Source organism: Uliginosibacterium sangjuense, from assembly GCF_059132465.1.
In genome coordinates this window covers 4,391,817-4,404,437 of record NZ_CP101132.1, presented here as the reverse complement: position 1 = coordinate 4,404,437, position 12,621 = coordinate 4,391,817, and the positions used below count along the sequence as shown (strand labels likewise).

At 63.2% G+C, this 12,621-nt stretch carries 13 protein-coding genes; 4 read left to right on the top strand and 9 right to left on the bottom strand.

The window, feature by feature from the left end; translation table 11 throughout:
• Positions 1 to 7: 7 nt before the first annotated feature.
• The 9 genes from atpD to NMB43_RS20360 form a co-directional block, all read right to left on the bottom strand.
• Positions 8 to 1,411: a F0F1 ATP synthase subunit beta gene (atpD, locus tag NMB43_RS20400; RefSeq protein WP_494350013.1), complete on the bottom strand. Its 1,404-nt coding sequence runs from the start codon at positions 1,409 to 1,411 to the stop codon at positions 8 to 10.
• 24 nt (positions 1,412 to 1,435) lie between these two features.
• A complete protein-coding gene (gene atpG / locus NMB43_RS20395; RefSeq protein WP_494350012.1) occupies positions 1,436 to 2,305 on the bottom strand; it encodes a F0F1 ATP synthase subunit gamma in 870 nt (289 codons plus the stop codon).
• Between the two features lie 19 nt (positions 2,306 to 2,324).
• Complete coding sequence (gene atpA / locus NMB43_RS20390; RefSeq protein WP_494350011.1) at positions 2,325 to 3,863, bottom strand: F0F1 ATP synthase subunit alpha; 1,539 nt, start codon at positions 3,861 to 3,863, stop codon at positions 2,325 to 2,327.
• 11 nt (positions 3,864 to 3,874) lie between these two features.
• Entirely contained in the window at positions 3,875 to 4,411 is a 537-nt protein-coding gene (locus NMB43_RS20385) for a F0F1 ATP synthase subunit delta (RefSeq protein WP_494350010.1), read from the bottom strand.
• Between the two features lie 3 nt (positions 4,412 to 4,414).
• A complete protein-coding gene (locus NMB43_RS20380; RefSeq protein WP_494350009.1) occupies positions 4,415 to 4,888 on the bottom strand; it encodes a F0F1 ATP synthase subunit B in 474 nt (157 codons plus the stop codon).
• 47 nt (positions 4,889 to 4,935) lie between these two features.
• Complete coding sequence (atpE, locus tag NMB43_RS20375) at positions 4,936 to 5,178, bottom strand: F0F1 ATP synthase subunit C (RefSeq protein WP_345533349.1); 243 nt, start codon at positions 5,176 to 5,178, stop codon at positions 4,936 to 4,938.
• A gap of 61 nt (positions 5,179 to 5,239) precedes the next feature.
• Complete coding sequence (atpB, locus tag NMB43_RS20370) at positions 5,240 to 6,127, bottom strand: F0F1 ATP synthase subunit A (protein WP_494350008.1); 888 nt, start codon at positions 6,125 to 6,127, stop codon at positions 5,240 to 5,242.
• A 1-nt stretch (position 6,128) separates the two neighbouring features.
• A complete protein-coding gene (locus NMB43_RS20365; RefSeq protein WP_494350007.1) occupies positions 6,129 to 6,470 on the bottom strand; it encodes an ATP synthase subunit I in 342 nt (113 codons plus the stop codon).
• Positions 6,471 to 6,759: 289 nt separating this feature from the next.
• Positions 6,760 to 8,403 carry a pectinesterase family protein gene (locus NMB43_RS20360; RefSeq protein WP_494350006.1) on the bottom strand — a complete coding sequence of 548 codons (1,644 nt, stop codon included), beginning with the start codon at positions 8,401 to 8,403 and terminating at the stop codon, positions 6,760 to 6,762.
• A 141-nt stretch (positions 8,404 to 8,544) separates the two neighbouring features.
• Here NMB43_RS20360 and NMB43_RS20355 point away from each other — a divergent pair, with 141 nt between their 5' ends.
• From NMB43_RS20355 to rhlP, 4 genes are all read left to right on the top strand, one after another.
• Positions 8,545 to 8,874: an ArsR/SmtB family transcription factor gene (locus NMB43_RS20355; RefSeq protein WP_494350005.1), complete on the top strand. Its 330-nt coding sequence runs from the start codon at positions 8,545 to 8,547 to the stop codon at positions 8,872 to 8,874.
• A gap of 69 nt (positions 8,875 to 8,943) precedes the next feature.
• Positions 8,944 to 9,609, top strand: coding sequence for a YiiX/YebB-like N1pC/P60 family cysteine hydrolase (locus NMB43_RS20350; protein WP_494350004.1), 666 nt, complete (start codon positions 8,944 to 8,946; stop codon positions 9,607 to 9,609).
• Positions 9,606 to 11,744, top strand: coding sequence for a bifunctional acyl-ACP--phospholipid O-acyltransferase/long-chain-fatty-acid--ACP ligase (gene aas / locus NMB43_RS20345; RefSeq protein ID WP_494350003.1), 2,139 nt, complete (start codon positions 9,606 to 9,608; stop codon positions 11,742 to 11,744). Before NMB43_RS20350 ends, aas begins: the two co-directional genes overlap by 4 nt.
• Positions 11,745 to 11,760: 16 nt before the next feature.
• On the top strand, positions 11,761 to 12,621 hold the full coding sequence (rhlP, locus tag NMB43_RS20340) for a rhombotarget lipoprotein (RefSeq protein ID WP_494350002.1): 861 nt from the start codon (positions 11,761 to 11,763) through the stop codon (positions 12,619 to 12,621).

The following is a 12,621-nucleotide window of genomic DNA, read 5'->3' as shown; positions in this document are numbered from 1 at the left end:
TTCCGCCTTACTGCAGCGTCTTCGCCTTTTCGACGGCCTCTTCGATCGTGCCGACCATGTAGAAAGCCTGCTCGGGCAGGTTGTCATAGTCGCCATTGACGATGCCCTTGAAGCCCTTGATGGTCTCCTTGAGCGGCACGTACTTGCCGGGCGAACCCGTGAACACTTCAGCCACGTGGAAGGGCTGCGACAGGAAGCGCTGGATCTTGCGTGCGCGGGCCACCAGCAGTTTGTCTTCCGGTGCCAGTTCGTCCATGCCCAGAATCGCGATGATGTCGCGCAGTTCCTTGTAGCGTTGCAGCGTCTGCTGCACGCCACGCGCAACCGCGTAGTGCTCTTCGCCGACGACCAGCGGGTCGAGCTGGCGGCTGGTGGAGTCAAGCGGGTCGACGGCCGGGTAGATACCCAGCGCGGCGATGTCACGCGACAGCACGACGGTCGAGTCCAAGTGCAGGAAGGTGGTGGCTGGCGACGGGTCGGTCAAGTCATCCGCGGGCACATACACGGCCTGGATCGAGGTGATCGAGCCGACCTTGGTGGAGGTGATGCGCTCCTGCAGCTTGCCCATTTCTTCCGCTAGCGTCGGCTGGTAGCCCACGGCGGAGGGCATACGGCCCAGCAGCGCGGACACTTCGGTACCGGCCAGGGTGTAGCGGTAGATGTTGTCGATGAACAGCAGGATGTCACGGCCTTCGTCGCGGAACTTCTCGGCCATGGTCAGGCCGGTCAGCGCCACGCGCAGACGGTTGCCCGGGGGCTCGTTCATCTGGCCGAACACCATGGCCACCTTGTCCAGCACGTTCGACTCCTTCATCTCGTGATAGAAGTCGTTGCCTTCACGGGTGCGCTCACCCACGCCGGCGAACACCGAGAGACCCGAGTGTTGCTTGGCGATGTTGTTGATGAGCTCCATCATGTTCACGGTCTTGCCCACGCCGGCGCCGCCGAACAGGCCGACCTTGCCGCCCTTGGCGAACGGGCACACCAGGTCGATCACCTTAATGCCGGTTTCGAGCAGGTCGATGGAGGGCGACAGCTCGTCGAACTTGGGCGCTGCGGCGTGAATCGGGCGCAGCTCTTCGGAAGCGATGGCGCCGGCCTCGTCGATCGGGCGGCCCAGCACGTCCATGATGCGGCCCAGGGTGCCATGGCCGACCGGCACGGAGATGGCCGCGCCAGTGGCGTTGACCTTCATGCCGCGACGGATGCCGTCCGACGAGCCCATGGCGATGGTACGTACCACGCCATCGCCAAGCTGTTGCTGCACTTCGAACGTCAGGCCAGCTTCGACCAGGGCGTTCTCTTCCGAGGCGTCGAGCTTCAACGCTTCATACACTTTCGGCATCGCATCGCGCGGGAACTGGATGTCCACCACGGCGCCGATACACTGAACAACGGATCCTTGACTCATTGTCATTTCCCCAATAGCTAAAACTTAAACCGCGGCGGCGCCGCCGACGATTTCCGAAATTTCTTTCGTGATCGCGGCCTGACGGGTCTTGTTGTAGACCAGCTGCAATTCCTTGATGACGTTGCCGGCGTTGTCCGACGCGGCCTTCATCGCCACCATACGCGCACTCTGTTCCGAGGCCATGTTTTCGGCCACGGCCTGGTACACCAGGGTTTCGAGGTAGCGCAGCAGCAGATCGTCGATGACCGACTTGGCGTCCGGTTCGTAGATGTAGTCCCAGGACGTGCTGGGCGTGCCCAGCGAGTCGCCCGCGAGGGGCAGCAGTTGCCGCAGCTTGGGCTCCTGCTTCATGGTGTTCACGAACTGGTTGTAGGCGATGTAGATGGCATCCACGCCGCCCGCCAGATATTCGTCGATCAAGGCCTTGACCGGCCCCACCAGGCGTTCCAGGTGAGGCGTGTCGCCGAGATGCGTGACGCTGGAGATGACCTTGGCACCCATGCGCTGCATGAAGCCGAGCCCCTTGTTGCCGATACAGGTCAGCTTGAGCTCGCTCACGCCCGAGTCTTGCCACTCGCGCATGCCATTGACCACCACGCGCAGCAGGTTGGTGTTCAACCCGCCGCACAGCCCCTTGTCCGTCGTGATGAGGATGATCCCGATCTTCTTGGGATTCTCCACATGCTTCAGGAAGGGGTGGGTGTAGTCGGTGATCTGGGCGTGCGCCAAGTGGGCCGCCAGGCGTGCCAGGGTCACTGCGTAGGGACGCCCGGCGCGCATGCGGTCCTGTGCCTTGCGCATCTTGCTAGCCGCGACCATCTCCATGGCCTTGGTGATCTTGCGCGTGTTCTGCACGCTCTTGATCTTGGTACGGATTTCCTTTCCACCAGCCATGCTGTGGTCCTCCGTCCGATTAGGCCCAGGTCTTCTTGAACTCTTCGATGGCGGCGGCGAGTTGCTTTTCGCCATCCGCGTCGAGGTCCTTCGACGTTTCGATCTTGTCCGCCAGCGCCGCGTACTTGGTCTTCACGAACTGTTGCAGCGCGGACTCGAAAGCCAGGGCTTTGGCGACAGGCACATCGTCAAAGTAACCCTTGTTGACGCTGAACAGCGTGACGGCCATGTCGGCCACCGACAGCGGGGCGTACTGGGCCTGCTTCATCAGCTCGGTCACCAGACGGCCACGCTCCAGTTGCTTGCGGGTCGCTTCGTCGAGGTCGGAGGCGAACTGCGCGAAGGCAGCCAGCTCACGGTACTGGGCCAGGGCCAGACGGACACCGCCGCCAAGCTTCTTGATGACCTTGGTCTGCGCCGCACCCCCCACCCGCGACACCGAGATACCGGCGTTGATGGCGGGGCGGATACCGGCGTTGAACAGGTCGGTTTCCAGGAAGATCTGGCCGTCGGTAATCGAGATCACGTTGGTCGGCACGAAGGCGGACACGTCGCCAGCCTGCGTTTCGATCACGGGTAGCGCGGTCAGCGAACCGGTCTTGCCCTTGATTTCACCGTTGGTGAACTTCTCGACGTACTCCTCGTTCACGCGGGCAGCGCGTTCGAGCAGACGGGAGTGCAGGTAGAACACATCGCCCGGATAGGCTTCGCGGCCCGGCGGGCGGCGCAGCAGCAGCGAGATCTGGCGATAGGCCCAGGCCTGCTTGGTCAGATCGTCATAGACCACCAGGGCGTCCTGGCCGCGGTCGCGGAAGTATTCGCCCATCGTGCAGCCGGCGTACGGCGCGATGTACTGCATCGCGGCGGAGTCGGAGGCCGAGGCGGCGACGACGATGGTGTATTCCATCGCGCCGTGTTCCTGCAGCTTGCGCACCACGTTGGCGATGGTCGAGGCCTTCTGGCCCACCGCCACGTAGATGCAGATCATGTTCTGACCCTTCTGGTTGATGATCGCGTCGACAGCGACGGCGGTCTTACCAGTCTGGCGGTCACCAATGATCAGTTCGCGCTGGCCACGGCCGACCGGCACCATGGAGTCGACCGACTTCAGACCGGTCTGCACCGGCTGCGACACCGAACGACGCCAGATCACGCCCGGCGCGACCTTTTCGATCTTGTCGGTCAGCTTGGCGTTGATCGGGCCCTTGCCGTCGATGGGCTGGCCCAGCGTGTTGACCACGCGACCGATCAGTTCCGGACCCACCGGCACTTCCAGGATGCGACCGGTCGTCTTGACCTTGTCGCCTTCCGAAATGTGCAGGTAGTCGCCGAGCACCACCGCACCGACGGAGTCGCGTTCGAGGTTCAGCGCCAGACCGAAGGTGTTGTTGGGGAACTCCAGCATTTCGCCTTGCATCACGTCGGTCAGACCGTGTACGCGGCAGATACCGTCGGTCACGGAGACCACGGTACCTTCGTTGCGGGCGGTGGCCGACAGTTGCAGGTTCTGAATGCGACTCTTGATGAGATCGCTGATTTCAGAGGGATTGAGTTGCATTTTGAATGCTCCTAATTCTGTAGGGCGGCGGCCATGGCGGCGAGCTTGCCACGCACCGAGGCGTCGATCACTTCGTCACCCACTGCGACGCGCACGCCACCGATCAGCTCGGGATCGAGCTGGACGACCAGGCGAAGCTTCGATTCGAAGCGCGCCTCGAGGTCGGACTGCAGGCGCGAAAGCGCCGCGTCATCGAGGGCGAAAGCAGAGGTCACGATGGCGTCACGAACACCTTCGTGCGCGTTCTTGAGCTGCTTGAACAGGTCGCGGATCTCGGGCAGGACGGCGGCGCGCTGGTTGGCCACCAGGACGCGCACGAGGTTGTCTTGCTCGGGGGCGAGCGTGATACCGACCGACTCGGTCAGCAGACGGATTGTCTGCTGGTCCGACACGTCGGGGTTGGCGATGCACTCGGCGGCGGCCGGGTCGATGACCACGGCAGCCAATCGCTCGAGCGCGGCCATCCAGGCATCCAGCGTGCTGTTCTCGCACGCCAGGGCAAACACCGCCTCGGCGTAGGGACGCGCGAGGGTGACGTTTTCAGCCATGGCTTACTTGAGCTCCTGTTTGAGGGTACTCAGCAGCTCGGCATGGACCTGGGCATTGATCTCGCGGCGCAGGATGCGCTCGGCACCGGCAACGGCCAGCTCGGCTACCTGGGCGCGCAGGGCGTCCTTGGCTTGCTGGGCTGCCAGCGCGGCTTCGGCTTCGGCAGCCTTGCGGGCTTCCGAGACGATGCGAGCGGCTTCGGCACGGGCGTCCTCAACCAGCTGGGCGGCTTGCTTCTCAGCGCCAACACGCAGCTCGGCGCCGGATTCGCGGGCCTTGCGCATTTCTTCCACCACCTTTTTCTCGGCGATGGCGAGATCCGTCTTTGCCTTGTCCGCCGCAGCGAGCCCGTCAGCGATCTTGCTTGCACGTTCGTCGAGTGCCTTGACGATCGGTGGCCACACGAATTTCATCGTGAAGAACACGAACGCCAGGAACACCACGATCTGCGCAATGAAGGTTGCGTTCAGATTCACGGCAGGTTCCTTTCCTGATATTTGAGTGTGAAACGTTCAGGAAAGGCTTACTTCAGGAACGTGGAGGTCGCGAACCACAGAGCGATACCGGTACCGATAATGAACGCGGCGTCGATCAGGCCAGCCAGCAGGAACATCTTGACCTGCAGGGCGTTCATCAGCTCGGGTTGGCGAGCGGAGGACTCCAGGTACTTGCCGCCCATCAGCGCGATACCGATACAGGCACCGATAGCACCCAGACCGATGATCAGACCGCAAGCCAGCGCGACGAGACCGTAAACTTGTTCCATGACAGCTCCTAAGTAAGTAGTGAGTAAGTGAAAAAGTGGGGGTTGAAACGAGACCGGTGAATCAGTGACTTTCGTGGGCCTGGCCGACGTACACCAGCGTCAGCATCATGAAGATGAAGGCTTGCAGCACGACCACCAGGATGTGGAACACCGCCCAGGCGAAGCCGGCGACGAAGTGGCCGAAGAACAGCAGGATGCTGGGCAGGTTGGCGCCGGTCCAGGCCGCGCCCATCAGCGCGATCAGCATGAAGATCAGTTCGCCGGCAAACATGTTGCCGAACAGACGCATGCCGTGCGAGATCGTCTTGGCGGAGAACTCGATGATCTGCATCGCGAAGTTCACCACGCCCAGCACCACGGCCAGCAGCGGGTTCTTGCTGGAGCCGAAGGGAGCGCTGACCAGCTCGTGTGCCCAGCCGCCGGCACCCTTGATCTTGACGTTGTAGTACAGGCAGATCAGCAGCACCGTGAAGGACATGCCCATGGTGGCGTTGATGTCGGCGGTCGGCACCACGCGCATGTAGGCGTGGTGGGGGTCGTGGCCCATGGCGCCGTAGATGGCGGTCCAGGCGTTGGGGATCATGTCCAGCGGCAGGAAGTCCATGGCGTTCATCAAGAACACCCACAGGAACACGGTCAGGGCCAGCGGGGCGACGAACTTGCGCGACTCGGCGCTGTGGATCAGGCCCTTGGCCTGGTCGGCGACCATCTCGACGAGGATTTCGACCGCAGCCTGGAAACGGCCCGGCACGCCGGCTGAGGCACGGCGCGCGGCCAGCCACAGCACGAAACCGCCCAACACGGCCAGGAAGGCGGCCCAGAAGACGGTGTCGTAGTTGATGAGGCTGAAGTCGATCAGATTCTTCTGAGCGGCCCCAGTGCCGTTGAAGAAAGTCAGGTGGTGGGCGATGTATTCGCCGGCACTCAGCGTGTGCTGTTCAGCAGCCATGTCAGGGTTTCACCAAAAAAGCCAAGAAATTCGCTTGCAGGGTGATGAACAGACCCATCACCACCGCACCCCAGTGAGCTTCGGGATACAAAAGCCTCACTGCGATAAGTATTCCCACCACTGACAGCACCTTGACCGCCTCGCCAAGCACGAAGGTGCTCACGTGGGTCGGTTCCGCACGGTGCGAGACCAGGCTCAAGCGCCATGCAAACCAGGCTGTCGGTACTACACAGGTCGCGCCTCCCAGCACGGCCGACAGGGCCGCTCCGCCACCCCACAATGCACCGCACAAAAGACCTGCAAGGCCAGCCAGGAAGAACTGGAGCTTTATTACCTTGTACATAGGGTCTTGGGGGCACGGAGGGGCACAGCAAAAAGCCCCGGGATATTAGTGTTCCGAGCGTTTTCCGTCAATCATTTGCGTACCGTCAAGGCGCGCTCTGCGGGATTTCCTGGAGCGCCTCCTTCAAGCCTGACAACTACTCATTTGTATGACGCAAAACATATCGCATTGCAGCAGGCACGGGAGGACTTTGGGCGTGGTAGAGCGGCAAGTCTTGACCTGAAGCAAGCGGGCAAACAACGAGGGCCCCTCAAGGGGCCCTCGTGTGTACCAAGGCGCAAGTACTGGTTCAGTTGGACACGGTGTTGTATTCCGCCAGGAAGGGCTCGACGGGGTTCTTCTGGCCACCGGGGTACAGCGTGGCCGGGTTCTTGCCTGCGTTGGTCAGAGCCGTCCAATAGGTCGCCGAGCTGTAGTGCACCAAACGATATGCGGCGGCCGTGGTGGTGTTACCCCAGTCAGCCCAGGGTGTGGTCGGGTTGATGTGGGCACCGATGCGGGAGTTGAGAATGATGACCTTGCCAACCGTCTCCAACGTCACCAGTTTGACGCTGCCGCCCGCTGGACTGCTGGGGTTGGTGCAGGTCGTGCCGCCCGATGCGATACCGCAGTCACCCGTGGTCGGAGAGTTGGTCGAGCTGTTGGTGGCGTCGATGACGACAGAAGCGCCATAGCTCGGGGAGTACGGACTGGCCCGTACGCCCTCGAACCATTGGCGGCCCAGGAAGGTGCCGGCCGTGCCGGAGGCGGCTACGCCCAGGCCGTCGCTGGTGAAGTCACAGTCGTTGAACACGAAGCCGTAGGTGGTGTTGTAGTTGGTGCTGGGTGCGGTGGCGTACACCGAGCTGCTGCGTGCGCCGAGCGACTTGATCGTGCTCTTGTTGAAGTAGATCGTGGCGCGCCCGAAGATGAAGTCCACGTCGCCCTCGATGTGCGACTTATTGACGAAGGCGCGCACCGTCTTCGCGGCAGCCGAGGACTTCGAATAAAACGTGTCCTGGTGGCCCAGGAAGCGGCTGTTTTCGATCTGCACCTTGTCGGCGCCATCAATCAGGAAGGCGACCGCCTGGTGGTTGCCGGTCGGGCATTGGCCGGCGCTATTCAGCGTGCCGGAGCAGGTGCCACGGTTTTCGTTGTAGGTGTTCTCCAGCGTCAGGTTCTTGAGCTGGAAGCCCGCATTCTTGGTCCACACCATGGCCGAGCCGCTGGTCCCGATGGTGCCGGTGCCGCGTACCGACTGCACGTCGTACATGGCCTTGATGCTGGCGTCTACGCCGGCATAGGCGGCGCCGAATTTGGTCACGTACTCGTTGCCAGGCATCCCGGCGTCGATGGCGGCGGCGATCTTGGTGTTGGCGGCGTTGCTGTCCTTGGAGAAAAGGGTGATCGGTGCGCCGAGGGCGGGCACGTACACCAGCTCGTTGTAGGTGCCGGGCTTGACCTCGATGTAGATGCGCGCAGTCGAGCCCGATGCCGTGGTGTCGACGACGGCCTGGTTGATGGCGGCCTGGATGGTTTTGAATGACTTGGCCGTGTTGGCGCCGAGTGCTGCATCTACCGTGTAATTGGCGGTGCCGGAGATCGTGCCGGTCATGCAGGTGTCGGCCAAGGGATCCCAGGGGTCATTGGTTTCCGCTCCGGCCGTGCCGGTCTTGGCCAGTACCTTGGCATAGGTATAGTCGGCGGCCTGGGTGCCAGTCAGCACGGGGCGCGTGGCTGATCCGGTCACCGCCGTGCCGCCGCTGGAGCTGGAGGAACTGGAGGAGCTGGCGGCTGCGCAGGTGATCGTATTGAGCGGCGTGCTGCCGCCGGAGGAGGACGAACTGCTGGCCGCCGTGTCGTCATTACCGCTGCCGCCACAAGCGGTGGCGAGGAAGGGAAGGACCAGCGCGGCCAAGAGGCCGGGCAGGGCGAGGCGAGGATGTTGGCGCACGACTTTGTCTCCTAGGAATGTTATTTGAAATATCTTGCTGCCGCCGCATTCTGGGAAGCGTGCCGGAGAATGCATAGTTCTGTATCGCTTTTCTCGCTGTATGTGATTTATGAACAATAGACGCTTGACCAAAGAGACGAAGTGTCTAAACATATCGACATGAGAAAGACATACTCACGCGCGATTCCGGCCGAGTGGCGGGCCATCTCCAAGGTGTTTGAAGCCCTGGGCGATGAGCACAGACAGCGCTTGCTGCTGAGTTTCGAGCCAGGAGAGCGACTCAACGTCGGGCAACTGGCGGAGCTGTCGACGCTGGCGCGATCCACCGTTTCACATCACCTGAAGGTGTTGCGAGAGGCCGGAGTGCTGCGGCAGGAAAAAATCGGCAAAGAGGTGTACTACTGGGTCAACAAGGCTTTTCTGCAGGAGGCCTTGGGTAATGTGCTGCAGTACCTGCGGGACCAAGCCTGAGTGACGGAACCTAGCGTTCCGTTTTCTTTCACCCAACGCGTCGAAGTTCATCGAAATGAGGAGAGCGCAATGAGAGGGAGAGCCCGTGTCCTGGCCCTGGTGGCATGGCTGGCCTGCAGCTTGTCGGTGGCGCCGGTGTGGGCCTTGCAGCGGGCCGAGCGAGCGGAGTTGGCGCGCACGCTGCAGGTGGGTGACGTGGTGTTCATCCAGGTGCCCTGGCTTCTGTTCCGCAAGGTGGGCGAGGCGACCGGGAGTTGGACCAATCATGTGGGCATCGTGGTGGACACCTCGGGTGCCGAACCCGTCATCGCGGAGAGCCGCTTGCTGCGTGCGGGAACCGCTCCCCTGTCCGATTTCGTGGAGCGCTCGCAGGATGGCCGATTGGCCGTGCGCCGCCCGACAGTCGCGTTGACGCCAGGACAGCAGGGCGCCATCGTGCGCGCAGCCCGGGCCCGCTATGGCCGCTGGTATGACACGGGCTTCGATCTGCACTCGTCGCGTCAGTTTTGCTCGCGCTTTGTGTACGAGGTGTTGCGGGAGGGAACGGGCCGCGAGGTCGGGCAGGTGCAGCGCTTCTCCGAACTGCTCGCGCAACGCCCGGCAACCGATCAGCAGTTCTGGCGCGTGTGGTTCTTGGGCCGCATTCCTTGGGATCGGCAGACCATCACGCCGGCCAGCCAGTTACACAGCCCAGCTCTTGAAACCTATTTCGATGGTTACGCCACCCAATCATGAAAGCCTTGTTCAAGCTTGCTCTGCGCCAGATCGCTCGCCTGCTGTTCCGCATTGAGATCAAGGGGATTCCACGGGTCGATGCCGCGCGCCTGCTGGTGATCGCCAATCACGAGTCCTTCCTCGACGGCCTCCTGCTGGGCCTGTTCCTGCCCCTGGATGCGGTCTTCGTGGTGCACACCACGGTGGCGCGCAATCCCCTGTTCCGTCTCGTGCTGTCCCTGGTCGACTACCTCGCGGTGGAACCAGCCAATCCGATGGCGATGAAGAAGGTGCTGCGTCTGGTCGAGTCCGGTCGGCCGGTGGTGATCTTCCCCGAGGGGCGGCTGACGACAACCGGAAGCCTGATGAAGGTATATGACGGGCCCGCCTTCATCGCCGCGCGGACCGGCGCCACCTTGTTGCCGGTGCGCCTGGACGGCGCTGCACGCAGCTATTTCTCGCGCGTGTCGGGGCGCTACCCGCGCGCCCTGTTCCCCCGCATCAGCTTGCACTTCCTGCCGACGACGGCATTGCCGATGCCGGAGGCCGCCACCGCCAAGGAGCGCCGCCGCAAGGCGGGTGAGCGCCTGCGTCGGTTGATGCAGGAGATGATCTTCGCGTCGCGCCCGGAGCACACGCTGTTCGACGCGCTGCTCGATGCGATCGAGATCCACGGCCGGTCGCAACTGCTGGTCGAGGACATGAAGCAGGTCGAGTACAGCTATCGCGACCTCTTGAAGATGGCCTTGATGCTGGGCCGCCTCGTGGCGCGTGAGAGCGTGGCCGGCGAGCGCGTCGGTGTGCTCCTGCCCAATCTGGCGCCGACCCTGGGCATGGTGTTCGGCCTCACGGCTCAGGGGCGCGTGCCAGCCATGCTCAACTACACCGCCGGTGTGGATGGCATGCAGGCCGCCTGCACGGCGGCGCAACTCAAACTGATCGTCAGCTCGCGCGCCTTCGTGGCGCAGGCCAAGCTCGCCGACAAGCTGGACGCGCTGCAAGGCGTGCGTATCGTCTATCTCGAGGATTTGCGCGAACAGGCCACGCTGGGCGACAAGCTGTGGCTCATGCTGTGGGCGCTGCACTTCCCGCGCTGGGCAACCCAGCATGCCGACCCGGAAGAGGCGGCGGTGGTGCTCTTCACCTCGGGCTCCGAGGGCAAGCCCAAGGGCGTGGTGCTGTCGCATCGCGCCTTGCTGGCCAACGTGGCGCAGATCCGCTCGGTCATCGACATCTCGGTAGACGACAAGATGCTCAACGCCTTGCCGCTGTTCCACTCCTTCGGCTTGACCGGCGGCGCCTTGCTGCCCGTGCTGAGCGGCGCCAGCGTGTTCCTGTATCCCTCGCCGCTGCACTACCGCGTGATTCCCGAGCTAGCCTACGACCGCGGCTGCACCGTGATGCTGGGCACCAGCACCTTCCTCGGCAACTACGCCAAGTTCGCTCATCCCTATGACTTCCACCGCCTGCGCTATGTGATCGCGGGCGCCGAGAAGCTGTCGGATGCGGTGCGCGGCACCTGGTTCGAGAAGTTCGGCATTCGCATCTTCGAAGGTTATGGCGCGACCGAGACTGCGCCGGTGCTGGCAGTGAACACCCCGATGGCCTATCGCACCGGCACCGTGGGTCAGCTCCTGCCGGGCATCCAGTCAAGCCTGGCACCTGTGCCGGGTATCGAGGGCGGCGGCATCCTGCATGTACGCGGCCCCAATCTCATGAGTGGCTACCTGCGTGTCGACAACCCGGGTGTGCTGCAGGCGCCGTCTTCCTCGGTGGGCGAGGGCTGGTACGAGACCGGCGACGTGGTCAACATCGACGCAGACGGTTTTGTGCGCATCGTCGGCCGCGTCAAGCGCTTCGCCAAGGTAGCCGGCGAGATGGTGTCGCTGGAATCGGTCGAGAAGCTCGCGGTGCAGGCCGCGCCCGGCGCGCAGCATGCCGCCAGCACGCAGCCAGATGCGGCGCGCGGCGAGGCCGTGTTGCTGTTCACCACCGATGCCACGCTCACCCGCGAAGCGCTGCAGAACACTGCACGCAGCGGCGGCTGGCCGGAGATTGCCGTGCCGCGCAAGATCGTCGTCGTGCCGGCGCTGCCGCTGCTGGGTACCGGCAAGACCGACTACGTCACGCTCAAGCAATGGGCCGAGCAGGCCTGATCCACCGGAGTCATTCATGGACATGCAACACCGATTGCACACGCGCTTTGCTGCCCTGTGCCTGATCCTGGCGACCAGCCTGCTGGCCGGTTGCGCGAGCTGGAACCAGAACGCCAACCAGAAGCAGACCGGCAGCATGGTGGAGTACCTGTTCCCCAACAACAGCAACGCCAGCATGAAGCCGGAGGCGAGCACCACGCTGCGACTGCCGCTGCGGGTCGGGCTGGCATTCGTGCCGTCCAGTAATTGGTCGCGTGACGCACTGCCGGAGGCCGAGCGCATGCGCATGCTGGGCCGCGTGCGCGATGCCTTTGCCTCGCAGACCTTCATTGCGGGCATCGAAACCATTCCCACGAACTACCTCGCGCCCAAGGGTGGTTTCGCCAACCTCGAACAGGCGGCGCGTATGTTCAACGTCGACGTGATCGTGCTGCTCTCCTACGACCAGGTGCAGTTCGCCGACAACAACATGTTCTCGCTGCTGTACTGGACCATCGTCGGTGCCTATGTGGTGCAGGGCGACCGCTACGACATCAGCACCATGCTGGACGCCGCCGTGTTCGACGTGCAGAGCCGCAAGCTGCTGTTCCGCGCGCCCGGCGTCAGCCAGGTCAAGGGATCGGCAACCTTGAACAACTTCAGCGAGCAGGCGCGCAATGCACGCCTTGAGGGCTACTCCAAGGCGCTTGATGCGCTGATCCCGGAGCTGGATCGGCAACTGGCGGACTTCAAGACACGCGTGAAGAGCGGTGCGGAGAAGACGGTCAAGGTCGAGTACCGCGCGGGCTCCGGTGGCGGGGCGCTGGATGCGGTGGGCCTGCTGGGCTTCGCGCTGCTGGGCGGCGTGGCGATGGTTCTGCGTCGTCGCCTGCGCTGA